The sequence below is a fragment of the Acidobacteriota bacterium genome, assembly GCA_021161905.1.
Lineage (GTDB): Bacteria > Acidobacteriota > B3-B38 > Guanabaribacteriales > JAGGZT01 > JAGGZT01.
The window spans coordinates 56,668-78,579 of record JAGGZT010000004.1 but is presented as its reverse complement, the minus strand read 5'-3'; the positions used below and the strand labels follow the sequence as shown (position 1 = coordinate 78,579).

Sequence of the window (21,912 nt, the reverse complement as noted above, 5' to 3'; positions counted from 1 at the left end):
CCGCCCTTTTTATTTTCTCTAAGCAAGGTTGTTAGGACCGATTAGCCCTTTTTCTTTATGTCATAGAGCTCCTTTGCCTTTACTGCGATGTGTTCAGCGGAGAGGCCAAATTCCTTTATTAGCTCCCAGGGATAGCCAGATTCGCCAAAGCGATCGTCAACTCCAACCATATCCATCAAGATCGGCTTCTTATAGAGCTCCCGGGCACGAACCACTACCGCTGCCACCCGGTTTCCCAATCCTCCTACTTGATGTTCCTCAGCGGTGAGGATGACCCCGGTATCACGGGCAGCACGGATAATCGCCTCTTCATCGATCGGTTTCAGAGTGTGGAGGTTTATTATCCTTGTCTCTATCCCGTGCTCCTTCTTCAGGATGTAAGCAGCGCGCATCGCCTCGGGTACCATTGGTCCGCAAGCGATGATGGTTATGTCTTCGTTTTCTGAGGTGTACTCCGATTCCAGCTTCGTCTCGAAGGCATCGATGAATCGAGGTTTCTCCTCTCGAAACCTTATAACATTTGCTTTACCGAAGACGAAGGGGGTCTCTTCAGTGGTGACTATCGGAGTGGCCTCTCGGGCAAATCGGACATATGCAGGTCCCACCAGATCGAGGATGATATATTTGGTTGCCTTTTTCGTCTCGATGGAATCACAGGGGACGACTACCCGCATATTTGGGAGGCCGGTCATCTGGAAGAGGTCCTCCAATGCCTGGTGGGTAGCCCCATCAGGACCAACGGAAACCCCGCCGTGGGCTCCAGCGATCTTCACATTGAAATCGCCGTAACAAACGGTCGTACGCACCTGGTCGAGGTTCCTTCCCGCAGAAAAGACGGCATAGGTTCCGAATACGGCGATTTTTCCTTCTTTAGCCAGCCCCGCAGCTACTCCGGTAGCGCTCTGTTCTGCGATCCCCATTGAGAGGAAACGGTTCTTCCTCTCCGGATGGTTGGCGTAAAAATCGCTTATCTTGATCGAACCGGAAATATCACAACCGAGGGCAATGATCCGTTCGTCATCACCGATTTCATCGAGCGCTTTGCCGAAGCCCATTCTGGTGGGCTCCATATCCACCTTCATATTGTTCGCTTCGTTCCACCAGTAGTTCCGGCTGAACTTGGGCATCTTGGCGTTGAGTTTCTCCTCCACCTTCTTCTGGTATTCTTCAGCCTTGGCGAGGAGTTTGTCCACCGGCAGATCCACCTTGAGTTGAGCGAGTGCCTCCTTCATCTGTTCTACAGTAGGTGCTTTGCCATGCCAACCCGCCCGGTCTTCCATAAAGTCGACCCCTTTACCCTTTATCGTATGAGCGATGATCACGGTGGGTTTACCCTTTATCCCCTCTGCCTTATCCAGCGCCTCCAGTATCTCCTCAATGTTGTGGCCATCGATCTCGATTACCTCCCAGCCGAAGGAGCGATATTTGTCCGCTAAGGGGTCGATATCCATTACTTCGCGTACCCAGCCATCTATCTGGAGCCGGTTTTTGTCCACTATGGCGGTTAGGTTGTCCAGCTTGTAATGTCCCGCCTCCATTATCGCTTCCCATATCTGCCCTTCCTGTTGCTCGCCGTCTCCCATAATGCAGTAGACCCGATAGTCTTTATTATCCAACTTACCCCTCAGGGCGATACCAATGGCAATGCTCAACCCCTGTCCCAGGGAGCCGGTTGAAGCCTCCATTCCGGGAAGCTTCTTCCAATGGGGATGACCCTGGAAGGGGCTCCCCAGCTTCCTTAGGGTCATAACCTCTTCCGGATCGAAATATCCGGCAAACGCCATCGCCATATAGATGGCTGGCGCCTTATGGCCCGTAGAGAGGATGAGTCTGTCGCGATCTTCCCAATAGGGGTTTTTGGGATCGATCCGCATCTTGTTGAGATAGAGAGCAGCCATAATGTCCATAACCGAAAGACTTCCTCCGGAATGGCCCGAACGAGCGGCGGCAAGCGCTACCAAGGTGTAAGCGCGCATAAGATTGGCTGCCTCTTTGAGCTCAGCTGGAGATAGTTTTTTTACCACCTTTCCTGTTTTGGAATCGATTATTGGCATCTTCTCCCTCCTTGAGATGAGATTCGGTTAAAGTGCTCGGATGGCTTTATCTATCCGAGAGAGTGCTTCTTTGATATTCTCTAAGGAATTAGCATAGGAAAGCCGGAGATAACCTTCGCCATATTTCCCGAAAGCGGTCCCCGAGAGAACCGCTACCCCCGCTTCCTCCAAGAGATAGCTTTCCAAAAACTTGCTGTCCTTTCCCGTTCCCGTTATATTGGGGAAGACATAGAAAGCACCCTTCGGCTTGCGACAGCTTATACCGGGTATCTTATTCAATCCCTCGACTATGACATCGCGCCTCCTGGTAAATTCCGCCACCATACCCCTTACATCATCCCAGGGACCGGTAAGTGCTTCCACCCCTGCCTTTTGGGTGAAACCGGCATTGCAGGAATTTGAATTTATCATCAACTTGGTGATCTGTTCCGCAAGCTCGACGGGCATTACCCCATAGCCCAGACGCCAACCGGTCATAGCAAAGGTCTTGGAGAAACTGTCGAGGATGATCGTCCGTTCCTTCATCCCCGGCACCTTGGATATCGAATGATGCTTCTCCCCATCATAGAGGATCTCGCTATAGATCTCATCTGAAAGAACATATATGTCATGTTTCTTCACGAGCTCAGCTATCTGGGAGAGATCGTCTTCGGTGAGTACTCCACCAGTTGGGTTCTGAGGGGAGTTTATGATGATGAGCTTCGTCCTGTCAGTGATCAGCCCCGCGAGTTCTGAGATATCGAGCCTGAAATCCTTCTCCTCCTTTAGGGGAATGGGAACCGCCTTTGCTCCTACGAAGTTGATCACCGATTCGTAGATGGGATAGCCAGGATTGGGATAGATGACCTCGTCCCCCTCATCCACCAGAGCGAGGATGGTGAAGAAGATTATTGATTTACCACCGGGAACGGCGACCACTTCTTTAGGGTCAATCTCGATCCCCCGCGTCTTGCTTATGTATTCGGCGATCGCCTTTCTCAGTTCAGGTATACCAGCAGCTGGGGTATAGTGAGTCCACCCCTTCTCTATCGCCTCAACACCCGCCTTGCGGATGTTTTTCGGAGTGTCGAAATCTGGTTCACCTATTTCGAGGTGAATTATACTTTTTCCCTGTGCCTCGAGTTCTTTGGCTTTCGCCAATACTTCGAAGGCGGTCTCAGTACCTAATCTGCTCATTCTCTTGGCTAATTTCATTATTCCTCTCCTATAAGTAAAAAATATAAAGACCTTTTTACTATACCAGAAGTCAAAGGAGAGTTTCAACCCTAATTGCTTCTTGGTTGACTTTTCGAAGAAAGGACTGATATATTTGAAATCCAGAGGGTTCTACCTATAACACTTCTCTTAAAGGAGACCTCCAATGCGTAAATATTTGGTCATTTTCGTTTCCATCGTCATTATTTTGCCTGGGTTGCTCCTTTCAGCACCTGCTACCGCAAAGGATAAGGATACTCCTCCGGTTTATGTCGTTTTCTGGTTCGATTATGAGGATTATATCTCGGGGAATCCCAGCAACGAGGCAGCGATAAGGATTGCGGAGATTATGAGGAAGAATGGGGTGAAAGCGGTATTTAAGGTGGTAGGGATGAAGGCTGAGGAGATAGAGAAAAAGGGGTTGTCCGAAGTCATCTCCGCCCTCGCTTTCCATGAAGTTGGCTTCCATAGCTACAATCATTCGATACATCCCACTATAGGAGAGTATCTGAAGGGAAAGGGGTTTGCTGAAGGCGTCGCTGAGTTTAAACGGCGCGAGGAGAAGGGGGAGCTGGCGGTAAGGAGGGTATTTGGACGAGTCCCCATCTGTTATGGACAACCTGGCTCCGCTTGGGCACCGCAGGTTTACCCTGTCCTCAGGGAGTGGGGGATAAAGCTTTACCTCGATGAGGGGGATCACATAGGGATAGATAATCAGCCCTTCTGGTATTTAGGCGTACTCAATATCTACCGAATGAGGAGCACGGTGATAAAACTCCATGCCCTTGCTACTGAGGATGATTTAAAAAGGGCAGAAGAAAAGGCAAAACGGGCTTGGTCGCTTCTAAGGAAACGGGGTGGCGGAGTGATAAGCACCTATTCTCATCCTCTGGAGTTCGTTACCAAGACCTATTGGGATAGGCTTAACTTCAAGGAGGGGAAGAATACCCCACCTGGTAAATGGGTGAAACCGCCTCTCCGTTCAAAAGAGGAGATAGAGCTAAGCTTTAGGCATCTCGATGAATATACCAAATTTCTCCTTTCCCTTCCCGGGGTAAGATCGGTTTCAGGCAGTGAACTCCTTCATCTCTATCGCGATCTTGCTCCTGAAGCCTCCTATCCCCCCTCTTCAGTACTTCTTCTTGCCCGTTCCGTGGTGGATAACATCTCTTTTGTTGTTATGGATGGCTATTCCCTTTCTCCCGGCGAGGTGTTTTCCGTTCTGGTTAACTTCTTCGCCTCTTATGAAAAGGAGGGGAAAATACCCAACAGGGTAAAATTAACCCCCATATTTGAGGGACCAACTGCTCGCATTACTACCACTGGGGAGAGGGTTTTGCGCTCCGATTTCTGCTCTGCGGTAAACCGGCTTCAGAAGGTGTTCTCCAAGGAGCATCGGATACCCAATTTTATCGAGGTAGGAAAGGTGAAGCTCGCTCCGGCCGATTTTCTCGCCACCTTGGGCTGGGTGACCGAGCGGGTTCTCTCGGGAGAGGAGGTGGGAAAGGAGTTTCCTATTGTGAAGGGGCATCCTTCTTTTGAGCGTTATGTCTTTGGAAGAGATATTTGGCAATGGTCGGTTTTCCCTAAAGGCTTTTCCGCCCCCGATCTCATAGAGCTTGCCCGGCTCCAGGCGTGGACGCTTAAGCCGGCGATTCTTCATCCTGAAGGGGGCTGGTGAACCCCAAGTCATAAGGAGGTGTGGGATGGGTTTAACGAGGAGGGATTTTATAAAAAATGCGGGCTTAGGGGTTGCTGCTTTAGGCTTTGGTAGAGGACTTCCCCTTCCCGAGGTCAAATTTGGTAATAAGGGGTCAGAGGCTTTACTCGTAAAGAGCAAGGAGCATCCCCCGGTGGCTGACTTCGATCGCCTTCCCCTTTCCTGGTACAAGAGGACGGTTAGAAGACTGAAGGAGAAGGCGGGAGCGCGGGGCGTGGATGCTATCCTTCTTCAGAACAGATGGAATATAATCTATTTCACCGGTCTTTTCCACACCACTACTGAAAGGCCGTTCAATGTCCTTATTCCGGTTCGGGAGGATGCCATATTCTGGTATCATCCGGGGCTCGATCGGGACCTCGTTACCTCCTGGTGGTGCACCGATAGTGAGTATTACTTCGACTACCTTCATGCAAAGGGTGGATTCCCTAATCTCGGCAAAGTGGTTCAGGGCAAAACTGTCGATCTTTTCCTTTGGCTCCTTTCCGGGATCAAGAAGCGCGGTTTTGGGGATAAGATGATAGGGATCGATAGGGAGCTTACCCCGTTAGAGCTCAAGAAGATCAAGAAGGTTCTTCCCAAGGCGAGGTTCGTCAACATAAGCGATATCTGCATCAAGATGCGAATGGTGAAAACACCGGAGGAGATAGCGCTCATCCAGCGGGCGATGGACTATTTCAGTAAGATCCATGCCTTTGCCCGGGACTATATCCTGGAACACGGAACCGACGCCACCGACTTCGAGGTGGCTAATGCTACTCGGGAGTACGGGGTTGACCTAATAATGAAGGATATAAAGCACGATGGAAGACCACATAATGCAGTAGGGATCACCATCGGCATAGCCTGTCGTACTGGTGTGGCTACCGCTTATCCCCATCCCAATCAATTCTTCTACAAGAAGATAGAGAAGGGAGACGCCCTTCAGGTAGCCGGTGTTGTCAGGATAGGGGGTTATGGTGGTGAGCTTTACCGTTGCTTCCAGATTTACCCCTGGGATGAATACCGAGAAAAGGTATGGGATGTGGTGACGGAGTGCGTCTATATCCAAGAGAGGGACTCCCGTGCCGGTGTCACCTGCTCTGATGTGGCAAAGAAGATCCACGATTATCAGGTGAAGATGGGGCTTCAAAAGCTCATCTACCATCGCCCTGCTCATGGACAGGGGATGGAGGGGCATCAGCCTCCTTACATCGCTTTAGGGGACTATACCGTTCTTGAGGAGGGGATGACCTTTAGCGTTGAGCCAGGCCTCTACGATCCAGAAAATGGCTTCGGCTACAATCCGAGCGATTGCTTACTCGTTACCAAGAAAAAAGGGGTGCTAATGGGCAGCGTCCCCTATAGTAAGGAGTGGTGCTTCCTCAAGCTGTAGTGCTTGGGTATTTTCTGGGGAGTAAGGCTGAGGTTTAGAAAAACCTCAGCCTTTTTTGGTTTTCCCGTAAAGAAGGGCGTAAGGAAGCCCCACGAATAAAGCACCCCCGATGATATTTCCAATAGTTACCGGGATCAGGTTGTTCAAGAACATAGATGTCCAATTCAAGGCGGTATAGATACCTTTAGTTCCGACTAAACTCTTGATGAATATCCCGGCAGGAATGAAGTACATATTGGCAATCGAGTGCTCGAAGCCGGAAGCGACGAACGCCATAATGGGGAAATATATTCCCCACACCTTGCCCGCTGTGGTTCTCGCTGAGGTGGCGAGGATTATGGCGAGGCACACCAGCCAATTACAGCCTATTCCGCGAAGGAGCGCTTCGTTGAAGGAGAGAGCGGTTGCCTTATAATAGGCTATATTGAGTGCATTCTCCCCTACTGCCCCTTTTAGGATCCCGCTTCTGGATATCATAAGGGCGAGAAGTACTGAGCCGGTGAAGTTCCCGAAGTAGACGATAGCCCAATTCCGGAAGACCTGGCGGAGTTTTACCCTTCCACTTATTACCCCAGCTGAGAGGAGAGAATTCCCGGTGAATAGCTCAGAGCCGGCGATGATGACCAGCATCAAGCCCACGCTGAATACACTTCCCCCCAAGAATTTGTTTAAGCCGAACCAAGATTTTCCCAGCTCGCCGGTGGTCACCACTGTATAGAGATGTGCTCCAAACCCAATGTAGACCCCTGCCAATATGGCTAAGACATATGTCCTCATAAAGGAGAAGGAAACCTTTTTCTGGCAGGCTTCATCAATTGAACGAGCTATCTCTTCCTGGGTAAGAAATAATTTTTCCATCTTTCCCTCCGTCAGAAGGTTTTGAGATTCGGCATAACTTGAAATTTTCCGAAATTTCTTTCCTCAATGCAACTAAATTTAGCAACGGATTTAAACTTTTTCTCACCAAGATGTGTCTTTATAATGCTGGAGTATGTTAAAATGTAATCCTCGGAGAGGAAAAATGAAGAAGAAAACCATAGGGATATTGATCGGGATCATCGGTTCTATTGCCATCATCGTTGTTGGTTATACCTTCATCCAGAAAGGAGAGAATAACAAACTCGAGTACCAGACGGCGAAGATAAAAAGGGGTGATTTGAAACAAGTGGTGATGGCTACCGGCAGTTTGAGCCCTATTACTCAAGTCGAGGTGGGGAGTCAGGTATCAGGTAGGATTGCCAAGCTCTATGCTGATTTTAATTCCCGGGTTAAGAAGGGACAGGTGGTAGCGGAGATCGAGCAATCGTTGTTCATCACTCGGGTGAAGCAGGCGGAGGCGAACTATAAGATGGCGGAGGCAGCTCTTCATAAGGCAAAGGTAAATCTTATGACTATGAAGAGGAAGTACAAGCGGGCGGTTGAGCTTTTCAAGAAGGGGATGTTGTCGGAGGAGGAGAGGGATGCCGCCGAGGATGCCTACCTTTCTGCGCAGGCGGATCTTCGCTCGGCTGAGGCGCGGTTGGCGGAAACTAAAGCGGCGCTCGATTCCGCCAAGGTGGATCTTGAACATACGGTGATTACCTCCCCGGTAGATGGGATAGTGATAGCGAGGAATGTGGATGTGGGGCAGACGGTAGCTGCCTCCTTTCAAGCGCCGGTCTTATTCCTCATCGCCAACGACCTTACCAAAATGCAGGTGGATTGCAATGTAGACGAGGCGGATATAGGTAAGGTAAAGGAGGGACAGCGGGCTACTTTTGTGGTCGATGCTTATCCTGAAGAGCTTTTTTCGGGAAGAGTGGTTCAGGTTCGATTCAACCCAGTTGAGGTTCAAAATGTAGTTACCTATGATACCATAATCGAGGTGGAGAACCCAGACCTCAAGCTAAGGCCAGGGATGACCGCTACCGTTTCCATAATTACTGCCGAGAGGAAGGATGTGCTTTTGGTGCCGAATAAGGCGCTTGAGTTCAAGCCTCCGAACTTGTCTCCGGAGAAATTGAGGGAGGAGCTCGCTAAAAGATTTAGAAGGGAGAGAGGGGAAAATATCAACTCTCCGCGAAGCCAGCAAGCCAATTTAAAAGGACGGCGAGCTGGAGGAAGGAGACGGTTTAAGGTGATCTGGCTGTTAAAGGAGGGTGAACTCGTCCCCACACCGGTAGTTATTGGTGTTTCAAACGATAACTATACCGAAATTGTGCGGGGAAGGGTTGAGGAAGGGGATGTGGTAGTAGTTGGCGTGAGAGGATCTTATAGCTCCAACAGGAGCTCTTCCGCACGTTTTAGGTTTGGTCCTTTCGGTCCTCCGCGGAGAAGGCGGTAGGTTCAAACTTATCCCGAGGAGAAAAATGAGCAGTCTTATTCCAATCTTAGAGACGGCGTTTGGCGCCCTTTCCGCAAATAAGATGCGTTCTTTCCTTACTATGCTTGGGGTGATCGTTGGGGTGAGTGCAGTGATCGCTATGGTGAGCATCGGGCAAGGGGCGAGCGCCAGTGTGAAGGAGAATTTTGTCCGTTTGGGGACCAACCTCCTCTATGTTTCGGCAGGAAGTACCTTTAGAGGCGGTGTTCGTGGAGGGTTAGAATCCGCAGTGAGCCTCAAGGCAGAGGATGCGGAGGCGATAGTGAAGGAGTGTCCTTCGGTGGCGATGGCTTCTCCCTATGTTACTTTGGGAGCACAGGTCGTATATCGGAATAAGAACTGGTTTACCTCAATAGCGGGAACAGGAAAGGATTTCCCTGCGATAAGAAAGTGGCCCGTTGAAGAAGGAAGGTTTTTCGGTAAATCGGAGATCCGGGCAGTAGCCAAGGTTTGCGTATTGGGGAAGACGGTTGTTGCTAACTTGTTTGAGGAAGAAGACCCGATCGGCAAGGTGATAAGGATAAGAAAGATCCCCTTCATCGTTATCGGTGTTCTCTCGGAGCGAGGACAGTCATTTGGAGGTCATGATCAGGACGACACTATCATCGTCCCTTACACCACTGCCCAGAAAAGGCTCCTCGGCATCGACCATATCAGACGAATCCTCGTCTCCGCAGTATCCGAGGATAAGACCGATGAGGCAGAGGAGGAGATAAGAGCCCTTCTCAGAAAGAAGCATAATCTCTCTCCTTCTGAGGAGGATGATTTTTGGATAAGGAACCTCTCCGACATATCCCAGGCAGCGGGAGAAGCCACCAAGACGATGACATTACTTTTAGCAGGTATCGCTTCCGTTTCCCTCATCGTAGGTGGTATCGGGATTATGAACATAATGCTTGTTTCAGTGACTGAGAGAACACGGGAGATCGGAATAAGGAGGGCGGTTGGGGCTAAAAGGCGTGATATCTTGCTCCAATTCATAGTGGAGGCACTTACCTTGAGCATCACCGGGGGAATTATTGGTATACTTTGTGGAACAATAGGTTCCAAGTTGCTCTCCTCTTTTGCCGGTTGGCCCAGTCTGATCTCCTTGAATTCCATCGGGCTTGCCTTTCTCTTCTCTGCCGGGGTGGGGATATTCTTCGGCTATTATCCGGCGCGCAAGGCGTCTCTTCTCGATCCTATAGATGCGCTTCGTTATGAGTAGCCCTACTCCCGATAGAAGGTGATCTCGTATATCGACCACCAATAGACCGGGTCCTTCCCCATCTGGAGAAGACGAAGGTATTTCGTCTCTACCGGAGGAAAGATGAACACCTGCCAGGGATGTTTTGGGTTTTCGAGTAGTTGGTTAAAGAGAAATGATGCGGGTGAGCGAACGGGAGAGATTATTTCCCAATTTTCTCCGTCATCCGATTTTTCTATAATTATCTTCCTTGGGAAATCGTGGGTATAGGCGCCTGGGGTAAGGGCGATCTTTGCTACCTTCTCCCTCTTATTGAATTCTACCTCGAATATCTCCCCTGGGCTTTGAGGTCGTCCCGGAGACCAGCGGGTTTTGTAATCTCGATCGTAAGCGTTTCTGACACATTCGTTGGAGAAATTAGCCTTCGCCCTCCATAAAGAGGGAGGAATTTCCTTGGTGGGGTCGAGCTTTATCTCGCGCAAACTTACCTTACGAGGGGAGAGGACAAAGAGAAGATCAGAGCCAAACCTCTTTTTAAGCTTAAGTTCTTCTCCAAAGTGGGCTAGGTTTCGCCGGAAGTATTTCCTTTTATGTTTGCCCATTTTATCTAAATGAACCACCACATATTTGACCCCTATATATTGAAGGATGTCTATTATATCCCGGTTAGGGAATTTTCTTCCGTAGTAGTGGAAGAAGTAGGTAGTGGGAGGAAAATATCCACTATATCCATTTACCAATTTCTTGAAATGATAACTGGAGAAATAGACATATATCGCCTCTTGGGGAATGGGTCTAAGGAAGGGGATCTCCACGATGGCAAAATCACCCTTCTCCTTAGCCAGAAACCGATAGACCTCAGGAACCTCCTTCCCTACCGGGACCTTTTCCATTGGAAGGGGAATGGATATATATTCCAGGGAGAGGAGGATGAGGATTATGGAGGCGATAATGATGGATTTTCTTCCTCCCCGAGCAAGAACCAATCGTTTAAAGCCAATGCTTGAGAGAACAACGAGGCTTATTCCCACTATAATGGCGAATCTCCCTGGTACCCTTATCCCTCTGAAACCGGGAACATAGTTGTGAAGGAGGTGGTAAGGACCCTTGCCCAGTTCTATGCCGAAGAGGGAGACCGTTTTCCCCATAGAGAAGAGGAGGGCGAAAAAACCAAGGAAGGAGTAGGTTACGATCGCTTTGCCCTCTTCGGATAAAGTGGGGAGTATCCTTCGATTGACTAAGGTTACTTTTATAAGGAAAAGGATGAAAAAGATATAAAACGAGTTTATCGGAGAGTGAGAGGATATCTTGAGCGCTCCCAGCTTTAATACATACCCTCCAAGAAGGAGAGTGAACAAGAAGTTAAATCCGCTTATCGCCATCAATATATCCAGGGTGATGAAGCCTCTCTTGGCCCATTTGCCGTTTCCCGCCCTTAAGGTCCATATGGAACGAAGCATTTTGAGGAGGGGTTTTTTAAGAAGAAAGAGGGTTAGAAGTATAGGGATAATCCCAAAGGAGAGCCTTAGTTCATGATTGCCCAAGGAGGCGGTAATCTTACCGTAGATTAAATTTATTGAGGAGGTGGCGAGATAGCTTGTCAGGTTCGCCCCCTCGAGGATGGGACGCTCGAAGCCGAGTTTAGAAAACGCCTGATGATAGGGTATGGCGATGGCGATGAGCAATAGGATCGGTGGTGAGGCGCCGATTATGAGTTTGGTGGCGGTGTTTAAGGTTATCTTTTCTCGTTCAACAAGGAGGAGGGGTATTGTAATGAGAAAGAGCGAGACCGCTAAAAACAGTCCATAATAAAGACAAGAAAGGGCTTGCAGGAAGAAGAAGAAGGATAAGAAGAACGAGTTCTTCACGGTGGGTTTCTCGATGAACTTGTGAAGGTAGAGTAGGGTAAAGGGGATGAACCCGCAACTCTGTATCTGTAAGTGGCTTAGGTGGTCCATCTTGAACGGGTTAAAAGCGAAGACGATGCCAGCGAAGATACCGGCGAGGTCGCTTTTCGTTATCCTTTTAACCAAAAGATAAGCGCCAACTCCGGCGATAATGTAAGAGAGCAGAAAGGCGAAATTGTAAGCTAAGATGGGATTTCCGCTGATAAGGTAAATCGGAGCAGCCATTATGGCGGTTGGAAGCAGGTTTTCTGAATAGGTTAGGGTTTTGGAAAGGGGATAGAAGATGTTGGCGTTGAAGAGATTTAAGGGGTCTGTGGTAAGGGCATGGATATCCCAGGCGATGATCCAGCTGTTGAGCAAAGGATCGCCCAAATCATGTACCCAGCTTCCCATTCTGAAGATTAGAGGATAGGTGAAGAATGAGGTAAGCAGGAAGAAAATGAAGATTATAAAAAGAATTTTTGTTTTTTTGCTATTCATTTTTCCTTGTTCATATGATCCCTAAAAATTATGACATTATTTTTCATAGCTTGATTTTTGGTATTTGTCAACGAGAATCTTGGAGGATATTGGTTCTTTTGTAAACGAGTTAGGCAATTAGTCGATTTAAGAACATATTATGGTTTGACTTTTTCCTCTCTTGATTTTTCCGTTGTTTCTTTTTATAGTGAATAAGGCAGAGGATAAGCAAAGATTCTCTAAAAGGGGTGATGTTATGAAGAAGATAGGCGTCCTTACCTCAGGTGGCGATTCGCCAGGGATGAATGCAGCAATTAGGGCGGTGGTTAGATCTGCTTTGGCTAAAGGGGTTTCGGTGGTGGGGATTTGCCGGGGATACGCTGGTCTTATCGAGCGGGATTTCACTATGCTCGATTCCTTAGCAGTAGGCAACATCATCCAACGCGGAGGCACTATCCTGAAAACATCCCGCTCAGAGAAATTCAAAACGCCTGAGGGGAGAGAGAGGGCAGCAGATAATCTTCGGCGGGAGAAGGTAGAAGGGCTGGTAGTGATCGGTGGTGATGGTAGTTTCCGGGGAGCCTGGGAGCTCGCTAAGGAGCACGATATACCTATCGTGGGTATCCCCGCTACCATAGATAATGATATTTACGGCACCGACTATACCATCGGTTTCGACACCGCGGTCAATACCGCCCTCGATGCCATTGACCGGATTCGGGATACCGCTCTTTCCTTTGAGCGGATATTCTTCATCGAGGTGATGGGGCGCCTTTCTGGTTTTATTGCCCTTGAGGTAGGGATCTCCTCGGGTGCTGAGGAGGTGTTGCTACCTGAGCTCAAGACCGATATCGATGAGATCTGCCGGGATATTCGAGAGGGGCTGAGGCGGGGCAAGAGGAGCTATATCATCATCGTGGCAGAAGGAGATGAACAAGGTGGAGCTTTCACCGTAGCAGAGAAGGTGAAGAAGAAGATAGATATCGACTACCGGGTTTGCATATTAGGCCATGTTCAGCGAGGAGGTGCTCCCACCGCCATTGATCGGATCTTAGCTTCCAAGCTCGGTTCTAAAGCGGTGGAGACACTGCTTGAGGGGGTAAGGGGGGTTATGGTTGGCGAGGTTAATAGGGAGCTTGTAACCACCCCTTTTCCTGATACCTGGAAAAAGAAAAAACCGATCGACGAGGAACTCGTCCGGTTGATAAAGGTTCTCAGTTAGAAGGGAGCACCCTCATTTAAACTTTCGAATGAGCGTTATTTTCGCCCGATAGCTTCCCTTATTGTCGTTGTAGATGGAATCGTTTATCCCAAGATAGAACCTTCCCCTACCCCTTACCTTTCCTTCTCGCTTTTCCCCGATGTAGAAGGGTCTCCCATTTTCTCCTATCTTTCCGATTAGAGCGCCCAAACCCTTATTCCCTAAGGGGGCAAAGAAGCTTCTCTTGTCTCCTCCATTGGGGGTAGAGGTATATTTTCCCAAGTTTATTTCTCCTTCCGCTTCGATGATGATATAGTCGTTATTCCAGAGTGTTATCCCTGTATCGGTCCAGGCTTTATCCGCTGGTATGTCGATCTCAAAGGTCTTTTTCAATCTTCCCTGTTCTTCCGGAGGAGGAGGAAGTTTTTTGAGCTCCTCCTTCATTTGGGAGAAGTCGGGAGAGATGGTAAAAGGACGCCCCTTATAGTCGAGGTTGGCTAACTCTTTTTTGGTATAGGCGATCCTCTCCGAAGGAGGGGGATGGGTGGAGAATATCTTCTCTATTTTGGAAGGCTCTCTTTTGTGCAGTTGAGCAAATTTCCTAAACAGGAGAACCATACCCTCAGGGTTGAAGCCAGCGTGATATATGTTCATTAATCCCAGGTGATCCGCCTGTCGCTCATCATCGCGAGAGTACTTCATCATCCCCACGAACATCCCAAGAGAGCCGGCTATTTCGGTGATTTTTCCCCATTTTCGACTCTTTTTCCCTACCAGCAGACTGGTTCCAATAACTATTCCAGCGAAGAGAAGCCTTTTTGATAACTGCTTCACTCCGTGGCGAGCAGCGATATGACCTATCTCATGGCCTATTACTGCAGCCAATTCACTTTCGTTCTCCACCATCTCGAGTAATCCCCGGTTGATATAAACATATCCTCCTGGAAGGGCAAAGGCGTTTACTTTTTTGCTGTCTATTACCTTGAAATGATAGAGGATGTTATTCCGCTCGCTTACCGCAGCTAAGCTCTGTCCTAAATGTTCGATGTACGAAGTGATGATAGGATCCTCAAGGATCGGCGATTCCGCTTCCACCTTTTTAGCGAACTCCTTACCCATCTCGAGCTCTTGCCTCTCCGAGAACAGGGAAAATCCACTTCCCACCTTTTTCTGCTGGAGGGTAGGTAGGAGGAACAAAAAGGGGATCAAGATGAATGAGAGTAATTTACTTGGTTTTTCCTTCATCGGTTTGAGATGTTAGAAAATATTTCTCAATTATCTTCTCCGCTATCTTCTCTGCGGAGATGAAATATTTGTTCTCCTTAACCGCTCTTTTTATCTTCTTTATAGCTTTTCTTCTCCTCGCCGGTCCCCTGGGAGAAGAACCATTATCCGTAGGAGGGGTGGAATTTTTCCCTCTTTCCATCCTTCATCCGTTTATTTTCCACCTCCTCCCCTCAACTAACCCATATCATTAGATCGGCTAATTATTAATGTTGTATTATAACCTAATTTCACCTTTATGTTCAAAAAGCCATAGAAAAAGGTGCAAAATATCAGCTCATCGAAGGGAAGGCAGCAAAATCTCTCTTTTTTAATGAACGGTTTTTTAAGGGGCAACCGTCTTATTCAAAATCTTCCTAAGACCTTTTCTCAATTTGGAGATAGCTTTTGCATGGAGCTGGGAGGTCCTCGATTCCGATAGCCCGAGGATATGTGCTATCTCTCTAATACTGAGCTCATCATAATAATGGAGAGAGATTATCATCCTCTCTCGAGATGGCAACTCATCGATCAGTTTAGCTAAGGTATTCTTCAGTTCCTTCTTCTCGTAGATTGAGAAAGGGTCTTTTACCTTATTATCAGGCAGAGTGGCGAGGAGGGTTTTTCCCTCCTCTTCGTTTAAGCAATATTCTTCTAAACTCCCGATAAAGGTGTTTTGCGCTTCTAAGTAGGAGTTTCTGTATTTGTCGCTATCTATCCCTAAGTATCTACATATCTCATCTATAGGAACTCTTCCCTTATGCTGAGCCCTGAGCTTAGAGAGGGCTCGCCATATCGTCTTTTTCTTCTTCCGTATAGAACGAGGTAGCCAATCGGCTGCTCTCATTCCATCAAGGATAGCTCCCCTTATCCTAAGCCTGGCGTAGGTTTCAAAACTGGCTCCCCTTCTCCGGTCGAACTTCTTGCAGGCATCGATCAGCCCAATTACTCCATAACTTAAGAGTTCCTTTACGGTGTAAGGGAGGCGGTGAGAGATTAATACCTGCCGCGCAACCTTTTTTACCAAAGGAAGGTATTTTACTACCTTTTCTCTTTCCTTGAGAGAAAGCGGAAAGGAAAAAACTCCCCTCTTCATTTCTCCCCTAAAGAAGCACTTTCCCCCGGGGAGCTGCTCAGAGGAGACTTAGTTGTTTCTTATTATACTAAATGAAGAGAAAATGTCAACAACTAATGCAGATTTACCTGTAGTAGGCTGGTTGGGTGTAGCTGAGAAGGGGGCAGTTAAGGGGAGGGAGAGATTGTTGCCCAACCAGCCAGTGAGGTTCTCTCTCATTTGATATTATCGGCAGTTAGGTCCAAAAAATTTAGTTTTTATGTAAAAAGAGGGGAAATTGCTATAAGAAAAGCTCTCCGGATATTCCAAGACTTTCCTCGAGCTCATCGATGCTTACCGTGGCAGTACCCAACTTTCCCACTACCACTCCAGCTGCCGAATTAGCGATTATCGCTGCCTCCTGCCAGGAGGCGGAAGAGGCTTTGCTCAGGGTAAAGCTGGCGATGACGGTATCGCCAGCTCCGGTAACATCGTATACCTCGCGAGCCTCAGCAGGGATATGAACGGCACTATCCTTATCCCGGAGGAAGAGGCTGATGCCCCTCTCTCCCCTGGTGATGACCAACGCTCGGAGGCGGAATTGGCGAAGGATCCTTCTCCCGGCTCTAATGAGCTCCTCCTCGTTCCCTATCTCAATATCACTTAATGCGGACGCCTCATTTACATTTGGGGTGATGATATCCGCGCCTCGATACAGCTCTTTATTTTTTATTTTGGGGTCCACGGCGACGAAGAGATCACGCTTCCTCCCCTCAGTTAAAATGTAACTCATAATTTTTGGGGTTATCATCCCCTTGGCATAGTCTGAAACGATAACTGCATCCACATTATTCAAAACATCGCTTAAGAGGGAGACGATCGCCTTTTCCATTGTAGGGGAAAGTGGGGTTTTCTTTTCCCAATCGGTCCGCACTACTTGCTGGTTGTGAGCTATGATCCGCGTTTTCACCGTAGTTATTCTTTCCTTGTCAACCAGGAGCCCATCATCCGGTAGTTTTAAGGAGCGAAGCAACTCCCTCACCCGGCTCCCCTCGAGGTCGTTTCCCACTACCCCCACTATGAGAGGAGTACCTCCCAGAGACGAGATATTGGCAGCTACATTTCCCGCTCCCCCGAGGTGGACCTTTTCCTGGTCGATCGTCACTACGGGAACCGGCGCCTCGGGAGAGATCCGTTCCGCCTTTCCGAAGAGGAACCTGTCGAGCATCACATCGCCAATGACGAGGATCTTTCTCCTCTGAAAATTTCTCAATATCTCCTCTGCTCGCTTTTTTGGGATAATTTCTCTTTCTTTCACTTACTCCTCCTCGCTATTTATCTGGGATAACACCTCTTTAAAGACTTCGTCCACTTCGATACTATTTATACAGGAAAGAGGGGGATCTTCGCTACACCTTTTACCGGGGCAAGGTGAGCAAGGCAGGGGATGGCGGATAAGGGAGTATTTTACTCCCCAGGGGTGCCATCGCCGATGATCGGAGGAGCCGAATATTACTACTATCTTCTTCCCAAGAGCAGCAGCGATATGGGTGGGACCGGCATCATTCCCTATGAATAGATGGCAATGATTTATCAATGCCACAAGCTCATCAAGGGTATGAGTGATGAGATAAGGTAGCTCAGGGGATAAGGAGATGATTTTTTCCTTCAGTTCTTTCTCTCTTCTCGGCTCCGAGACGAAGATTAGGGGGAGGTGGAGTTCGTTTTTTATCCTTCTTCCGAGATCAGCGAATTTCTCTCCTGGCCACTCTTTACTTTTTAAGGTGGCAAAAGGATGAATGAGGATGAAGGAGTTTTTAACCCCTAATCTATTAAGCCTCTTTTTCGTTCTTCTTTCAATTTCCTTGGAGAGGAACAAGGATAGCCTGGGCCTCTCTTCAACGGGAATACCAAGCCAGAGGAGCGATGAGAGGTTATTCTCCACGGTATGGAGTATTCTATCGGTTCTATAGCACTTTTGAGGATGGGGTATAAGATGGGTATAGACGAAGGGGTAATGGAAGTGCTCGAAGCCGAGTTTGGTCTTTCCTTTAGCAAGGAGGGTGAGAAGGGCACTTCTGTTTCCTCCGTGGAGGTTTATCACGAGATCGAAGCCGATCTTTCTTATCTTCCATGCTGTAGCGAGAGTCCCAAAAGGGCTTCGTTTAACCGGGATGAGAAGATCTATCCGGGGATCAGAGGAGAAAAGGGGGGAGAAGGCTTTCTCTACCACAAAGGCGATGAATAAATTCTTTCTCCATTTACGGAGGGCGGAAAGAAAAGGGGTGGTTAATACCAGATCTCCTATTGATTTTATCCTTATTATCAGGACCCGGGAGATCGAGGAGATATCCGGGGGCTCAATCTTCGATCGTCTCCTTTCCCTCATCAATTACTGCTTCATCGATTAGCATCACCGGAATGTCATCCTTAATGGGATAGACCCGGTTGCATTTGGTACACTTGAGCCCCTTTTTATCCTTGGTGAGTTTTACCTTAACCTTGCACAGAGGGCAGACAAGGATGTCGAGAAGCTCTTTGTCTATCATTTCTCACCCTTCTCTTTTGGGTCGTCGAGACTTATCTTTAATGCTCTAAGGAAATCTCGATCGGATTTGGTCATCTCAAGCCGGTAGCGGTTTACTTTGTTATTATTGTTTGTATTTCGTTTGCCCCCGTTTCCCTTTGGGGTTAGGGGAAGTTTTTTCCCTCCCATGGTAGCTTCGAGGATAAGGAATATGTTATATCCTTTCCGTCTCAATCGTCTTAATGCAGATCGCAATGAGGGAGAGGTTTCGATCGCTTCGTTGATTACCTCACTTAATTCGTTGATCAGCTTTCTTAAGTCGTCATCCAATTTCACTCCCAACCTCCCTTTCTAAATTTTAGCTGATTAATGATACCATCCGAAAGCCTCAAAAGCAAGGACGAAGTTATTGGTTGGTTACCCGCTATTTTTATGTTAAGATTGTTGTGGTAATAAAGATGAAGAGCGAAGAGATTTATAAGGTCGACTTCGTAGTGGTAGGGAGTGGTATCGCTGGACTTCGTGGTGCGATAGAGCTCGCCAAGGGTGGCGAGGTTTTTGTTTTGTGTAAGGATGAGCCATCGGAATCAAACACCGAATACGCCCAAGGGGGGATAGCTGTTGCCCTCTCTGACGAGGATGAGGTGAGGCTTCATTTTGAGGATACGATAAAAGCGGGCGATGGGTTGTGTAATGAAGAGGCGGTACGAATACTTGTTTCCGAGGGACCCCGCTACATCACCGAACTCATCGCCTGGGGAACGGAGTTCGATAGGGAAGGGACGAAACTTGCCTTCACCAAAGAGGCAGCTCATTCTCGCCGTCGCATCCTCCATGCTCATGGTGATTCTACAGGGAAGGAGATCGTCCGTGCTCTATTGAAGAAGGCGAAGACCATTAAAAATATAAAGTTTCTTCCCCGGAGCTATACCATCGAGTTGATAACCGTGGATGGAAGATGTTTGGGGGTGAGTTATATTGATGAAAAGAGTGGGAAGCGATATCTTCTTTGTTCTCGGGCGGTGCTTCTGGCTACCGGCGGTTGTGGCAGGGTCTATTCTGAGACTACCAATCCTTCCTTTGCCACTGGCGATGGGATGGCGATCGCCTTTCGCGCCGGTGCCGAGATGATGGATATGGAGTTCGTTCAGTTTCATCCCACTTCCCTTTTCGTTCCCGGTGCCCCGCGGTTTCTCCTCTCCGAGGCATTGAGAGGGGAAGGGGGACTCCTGCGGAACATAGAGGGGAAGCTGTTTATGGAGCGATATCATCCTCAGGCAGAGCTTGCCCCGCGGGATGTAGTGAGCAGGGCGATAATCACCGAAATGAGGAGGACGGGAGCATCCCATGTATTTCTTGATCTCACTCATCTCGACCGGAAGTTCCTTCGTCATCGCTTTCCCAAGATATACGAGACTTGCCTCTTCTATAATATAGACATTACTAAAGATCCCATTCCAGTCCGTCCGGCAGCCCATTATATGATGGGGGGGGTGAGAACTGATACCTTTGGAAGAACAAGCATCGAGAACCTATATGCTGCAGGAGAGGTAGCCTGTACTGGTGTCCATGGGGCGAACCGTCTCGCCTCCAATTCACTTCTTGAAGGTTTGGTCTATGGTGCCCGGGCAGGGGAAACGATAATAGAAGATCCGCCCCCCTGCCTGATAAGGTTGAGGTAGCGCTTCCATTTATTAAAGGTTCATCTTCCACAATTGATTTCACCTCCATCCGGGAGGAGATAACCAAACTTATGTGGGAGAAGGTGGGGATAATCCGCGATGGCGAGAAGCTCTCTTCCGCTCTTTCTCACATTTCCTCAATCGAGCTTCCCTCTCCTTTGTCCCTTTCTTCCCGTGAAGCACTGGAGACAGTAAACATCATTACCGTAGCTCGACTTATTACTCGAGCGGCGCTTGCCCGGGAGGAATCGCGGGGAGGACATTATCGCTCCGACTTCCCGGAACATGACGATGTGAATTTCCTCAAACACTCGATCCAAAAGGATGATACTCTTAGTTTTCGTTAGTTTGATATATGGTTTTTCTTGACATTACTCTATACATTACGGCGATATGAGAGTATACTACCTCTTAAAAAATCCTGCGAAAAAGGGGTTGACAAGGCGGTTTTTCATTCTATAAATTTATAAGTGGCGGGTGCCTCTGTAGCTCAGGTGGTAGAGCGAGGGACTGAAAATCCCTGCGTCGGTGGTTCGACTCCACCCGGAGGCACCATTTATTTTTCTTTCTTAAATTTAACCTAAGAAAGAAGGAGTAGTTTTTATGTCTGTGCAACCAGTAGCAAGGGTGGACCTTCCCGGTGTTCCTCTCTTTCGTAGGGGTAAGGTTCGCGAAGTCTTTGATCTCGGCGAACATCTGCTTATCGTAGCTACTGATCGTATTTCTGCCTTTGATTACATCCTTCCTACCCCCATCCCCGATAAAGGAAAGATCCTCACCCAGCTTTCCCTATTTTGGTTCGATTTCACCTCAGGTATAGTGGAAAACCACCTTATAACCGGGGATGTAGATCAGTTTCCAAGGGAGCTTAGAGGATTTCGGGAGGTGCTTGAGAAGCGATCTATGCTTGTTAAGAAGGCGGAAAGGATCGATGTAGAATGTGTTGTTCGGGGGTATCTTGCGGGTGGTGGTTTCAAGGAGTATCGGGAGAAAGGATCGGTAAGTGGAGTTCCTCTTCCTAAAGGGCTTCCTGAGGGAGCGAGGCTTCCCCAGCCGATATTTACTCCAGCGACCAAGGCGAGCTCAGGACATGATGTCAATATATCCTATGAGGAGATGGTGCGATTGGTGGGCAAGGAGCTTTCACAGAAGATAAGGGATATAAGCCTCGAGATATATAAGACCGCTTCCTCTTATGGAGAATCCCGAGGTATCATCATCGCTGATACCAAGTTTGAGTTCGGCATTATTGATGGAGAGTTGATCCTGATCGATGAGATACTCACCCCCGATTCTTCCCGCTTCTGGCCTCGAGCGAGCTATCAGCCGGGTGGTTCTCAGGTGAGTTTTGATAAGCAGTTTGTGCGCGACTATCTCGAGAGCATCGGTTGGGATAAGAAACCTCCTGTTCCCGAGCTTCCTCCTGATATCGTTGAGAAGACGCGGGAGAAATATCTTGAAGCTTACCGCCGACTTACGGGTAGGGAGGAGTTATAAGAAGAATTTTGGGAAAATGGGGTTGACACTTCAAATTTACTCGTGATATAAAATTAACATCAATTTATATCTTTCTATCCTGGCAGGCTAAAGGTGGGGGAAACGAGGGAGGGCAGAGTATCTGCGGAGGGAGAGATGCAGAGTAAGCTTGATGAATTGATCTCAGAGATGATAGATCGAGGTATCACCCTTAGGGAGGCGATGAGTGAGTTTGAAAAGAGGTTCATCCTCAAGGTTCTTGAGAGGAATGGTAAAAGGATGATCCATGCGGCTAAGGTACTTGGTATCCATCGAAATACTTTGAGGAATAAGCTCAAAGCTCTCCATTTCAAAAAGAGATAGTAATTATTCCCTCTCTATAAAGTCCCTTCTCTTGACTTAATTCGCTAAAAAGTTTATTATGTAATTGTTTGAGGAAAAAGGATAATTTT

The 21,912-nt window shown here is 48.1% G+C and carries 18 protein-coding genes, 1 tRNA gene and 1 pseudogene; 9 read left to right on the top strand and 11 right to left on the bottom strand.

What is annotated here, in order from left to right:
* Nucleotides 1-41: 41 nt before the first annotated feature.
* Together J7L64_00670 and J7L64_00665 are read right to left on the bottom strand one after the other, a co-directional pair.
* Nucleotides 42-2,054 carry a transketolase gene (locus J7L64_00670; protein MCD6450869.1) on the bottom strand — a complete coding sequence of 671 codons (2,013 nt, stop codon included), beginning with the start codon at nt 2,052-2,054 and terminating at the stop codon, nt 42-44.
* Between the two features lie 27 nt (nt 2,055-2,081).
* Nucleotides 2,082-3,248 (bottom strand): pyridoxal phosphate-dependent aminotransferase, encoded by a 1,167-nt coding sequence (locus tag J7L64_00665; protein ID MCD6450868.1) that lies wholly within the window; start codon nt 3,246-3,248, stop codon nt 2,082-2,084.
* Between the two features lie 166 nt (nt 3,249-3,414).
* On the opposite strand from J7L64_00665, the gene J7L64_00660 reads away from it, so the two are divergent.
* Nucleotides 3,415-4,929 carry a polysaccharide deacetylase family protein gene (locus tag J7L64_00660; GenBank protein ID MCD6450867.1) on the top strand — a complete coding sequence of 505 codons (1,515 nt, stop codon included), beginning with the start codon at nt 3,415-3,417 and terminating at the stop codon, nt 4,927-4,929.
* Between the two features lie 25 nt (nt 4,930-4,954).
* The gene (locus tag J7L64_00655) at nt 4,955-6,343 is read left to right on the top strand and encodes a M24 family metallopeptidase (protein ID MCD6450866.1); all 1,389 of its coding nucleotides are present in this window, start codon (nt 4,955-4,957) and stop codon (nt 6,341-6,343) included.
* A 45-nt stretch (nt 6,344-6,388) separates the two neighbouring features.
* On the opposite strand, the gene J7L64_00650 is transcribed toward J7L64_00655, so the two are convergent.
* Nucleotides 6,389-7,201 (bottom strand): formate/nitrite transporter family protein, encoded by an 813-nt coding sequence (locus J7L64_00650; protein ID MCD6450865.1) that lies wholly within the window; start codon nt 7,199-7,201, stop codon nt 6,389-6,391.
* A 163-nt stretch (nt 7,202-7,364) separates the two neighbouring features.
* On the opposite strand from J7L64_00650, the gene J7L64_00645 reads away from it, so the two are divergent.
* Both J7L64_00645 and J7L64_00640 read left to right on the top strand, forming a co-directional pair.
* Complete coding sequence (locus J7L64_00645) at nt 7,365-8,666, top strand: efflux RND transporter periplasmic adaptor subunit (GenBank protein ID MCD6450864.1); 1,302 nt, start codon at nt 7,365-7,367, stop codon at nt 8,664-8,666.
* A 25-nt stretch (nt 8,667-8,691) separates the two neighbouring features.
* Nucleotides 8,692-9,912, top strand: coding sequence for an ABC transporter permease (locus tag J7L64_00640; protein ID MCD6450863.1), 1,221 nt, complete (start codon nt 8,692-8,694; stop codon nt 9,910-9,912).
* Nucleotides 9,913-9,914: 2 nt separating this feature from the next.
* Here the strand turns inward: J7L64_00640 and J7L64_00635 are convergent, their stop codons facing one another.
* Nucleotides 9,915-12,278, bottom strand: coding sequence for a discoidin domain-containing protein (locus J7L64_00635; protein ID MCD6450862.1), 2,364 nt, complete (start codon nt 12,276-12,278; stop codon nt 9,915-9,917).
* 235 nt (nt 12,279-12,513) lie between these two features.
* Between J7L64_00635 and pfkA the strand changes: the two genes are divergently transcribed.
* Nucleotides 12,514-13,479, top strand: coding sequence for a 6-phosphofructokinase (pfkA, locus tag J7L64_00630; protein ID MCD6450861.1), 966 nt, complete (start codon nt 12,514-12,516; stop codon nt 13,477-13,479).
* Between the two features lie 12 nt (nt 13,480-13,491).
* Here pfkA and J7L64_00625 read toward each other — a convergent pair whose 3' ends face one another.
* From J7L64_00625 to J7L64_00595, 7 genes are all read right to left on the bottom strand, one after another.
* A complete protein-coding gene (locus J7L64_00625) occupies nt 13,492-14,622 on the bottom strand; it encodes a M48 family metalloprotease (protein ID MCD6450860.1) in 1,131 nt (376 codons plus the stop codon).
* Nucleotides 14,623-14,683: 61 nt separating this feature from the next.
* Nucleotides 14,684-14,884: a flagellar biosynthesis anti-sigma factor FlgM gene (locus J7L64_00620; GenBank protein MCD6450859.1), complete on the bottom strand. Its 201-nt coding sequence runs from the start codon at nt 14,882-14,884 to the stop codon at nt 14,684-14,686.
* A gap of 183 nt (nt 14,885-15,067) precedes the next feature.
* On the bottom strand, nt 15,068-15,817 hold the full coding sequence (locus tag J7L64_00615) for a FliA/WhiG family RNA polymerase sigma factor (protein MCD6450858.1): 750 nt from the start codon (nt 15,815-15,817) through the stop codon (nt 15,068-15,070).
* A 259-nt stretch (nt 15,818-16,076) separates the two neighbouring features.
* Nucleotides 16,077-17,093 carry a D-glycero-beta-D-manno-heptose-7-phosphate kinase gene (rfaE1, locus tag J7L64_00610; protein MCD6450857.1) on the bottom strand — a complete coding sequence of 339 codons (1,017 nt, stop codon included), beginning with the start codon at nt 17,091-17,093 and terminating at the stop codon, nt 16,077-16,079.
* On the bottom strand, nt 17,094-18,164 hold the full coding sequence (locus tag J7L64_00605) for a glycosyltransferase family 9 protein (GenBank protein MCD6450856.1): 1,071 nt from the start codon (nt 18,162-18,164) through the stop codon (nt 17,094-17,096). It abuts the gene before it with no gap.
* Entirely contained in the window at nt 18,136-18,324 is a 189-nt protein-coding gene (locus J7L64_00600) for a Trm112 family protein (GenBank protein MCD6450855.1), read from the bottom strand. The genes J7L64_00605 and J7L64_00600 overlap by 29 nt, the downstream gene beginning before the upstream one ends.
* Nucleotides 18,321-18,638, bottom strand: a complete 318-nt coding sequence (locus J7L64_00595; protein ID MCD6450854.1) for a hypothetical protein — start codon at nt 18,636-18,638, stop codon at nt 18,321-18,323. Before J7L64_00595 ends, J7L64_00600 begins: the two co-directional genes overlap by 4 nt.
* A 122-nt stretch (nt 18,639-18,760) precedes the next feature.
* Here J7L64_00595 and nadB point away from each other — a divergent pair.
* The 4 genes and pseudogenes from nadB to J7L64_00575 all read left to right on the top strand — a co-directional run bounded on the left by nadB (nt 18,761) and on the right by J7L64_00575 (nt 21,823).
* Nucleotides 18,761-20,331: pseudogene (nadB, locus tag J7L64_00590) on the top strand (L-aspartate oxidase).
* A gap of 132 nt (nt 20,332-20,463) precedes the next feature.
* Nucleotides 20,464-20,539: transfer RNA gene (locus J7L64_00585), tRNA-Phe, on the top strand.
* Between the two features lie 48 nt (nt 20,540-20,587).
* Nucleotides 20,588-21,481 (top strand): phosphoribosylaminoimidazolesuccinocarboxamide synthase, encoded by an 894-nt coding sequence (locus tag J7L64_00580; protein MCD6450853.1) that lies wholly within the window; start codon nt 20,588-20,590, stop codon nt 21,479-21,481.
* A gap of 135 nt (nt 21,482-21,616) precedes the next feature.
* On the top strand, nt 21,617-21,823 hold the full coding sequence (locus tag J7L64_00575) for a hypothetical protein (GenBank protein MCD6450852.1): 207 nt from the start codon (nt 21,617-21,619) through the stop codon (nt 21,821-21,823).
* The last annotated feature ends 89 nt before the right edge of the window (nt 21,824-21,912 follow it).

Excerpts from the sequence above, each read along its gene's own strand:
- J7L64_00670 (MCD6450869.1), bottom strand. The coding sequence starts at position 2,054 with ATGCCAATAATCGATTCCAAAACAGGAAAGGTGGTAAAAAAACTATCT.
- J7L64_00665 (MCD6450868.1), bottom strand. The coding sequence starts at position 3,248 with ATGAAATTAGCCAAGAGAATGAGCAGATTAGGTACTGAGACCGCCTTC.
- J7L64_00660 (MCD6450867.1), top strand. The coding sequence starts at position 3,415 with ATGCGTAAATATTTGGTCATTTTCGTTTCCATCGTCATTATTTTGCCT.
- J7L64_00655 (MCD6450866.1), top strand. The coding sequence starts at position 4,955 with ATGGGTTTAACGAGGAGGGATTTTATAAAAAATGCGGGCTTAGGGGTT.
- J7L64_00650 (MCD6450865.1), bottom strand. The coding sequence starts at position 7,201 with ATGGAAAAATTATTTCTTACCCAGGAAGAGATAGCTCGTTCAATTGAT.
- J7L64_00645 (MCD6450864.1), top strand. The coding sequence starts at position 7,365 with ATGAAGAAGAAAACCATAGGGATATTGATCGGGATCATCGGTTCTATT.
- J7L64_00640 (MCD6450863.1), top strand. The coding sequence starts at position 8,692 with ATGAGCAGTCTTATTCCAATCTTAGAGACGGCGTTTGGCGCCCTTTCC.
- J7L64_00635 (MCD6450862.1), bottom strand. The coding sequence starts at position 12,278 with ATGAATAGCAAAAAAACAAAAATTCTTTTTATAATCTTCATTTTCTTC.
- pfkA (MCD6450861.1), top strand. The coding sequence starts at position 12,514 with ATGAAGAAGATAGGCGTCCTTACCTCAGGTGGCGATTCGCCAGGGATG.
- J7L64_00620 (MCD6450859.1), bottom strand. The coding sequence starts at position 14,884 with ATGGAAAGAGGGAAAAATTCCACCCCTCCTACGGATAATGGTTCTTCT.
- J7L64_00615 (MCD6450858.1), bottom strand. The coding sequence starts at position 15,817 with ATGAAGAGGGGAGTTTTTTCCTTTCCGCTTTCTCTCAAGGAAAGAGAA.
- J7L64_00605 (MCD6450856.1), bottom strand. The coding sequence starts at position 18,164 with ATGAGGGAAAGGAGACGATCGAAGATTGAGCCCCCGGATATCTCCTCG.
- J7L64_00600 (MCD6450855.1), bottom strand. The coding sequence starts at position 18,324 with ATGATAGACAAAGAGCTTCTCGACATCCTTGTCTGCCCTCTGTGCAAG.
- J7L64_00580 (MCD6450853.1), top strand. The coding sequence starts at position 20,588 with ATGTCTGTGCAACCAGTAGCAAGGGTGGACCTTCCCGGTGTTCCTCTC.
- J7L64_00575 (MCD6450852.1), top strand. The coding sequence starts at position 21,617 with ATGCAGAGTAAGCTTGATGAATTGATCTCAGAGATGATAGATCGAGGT.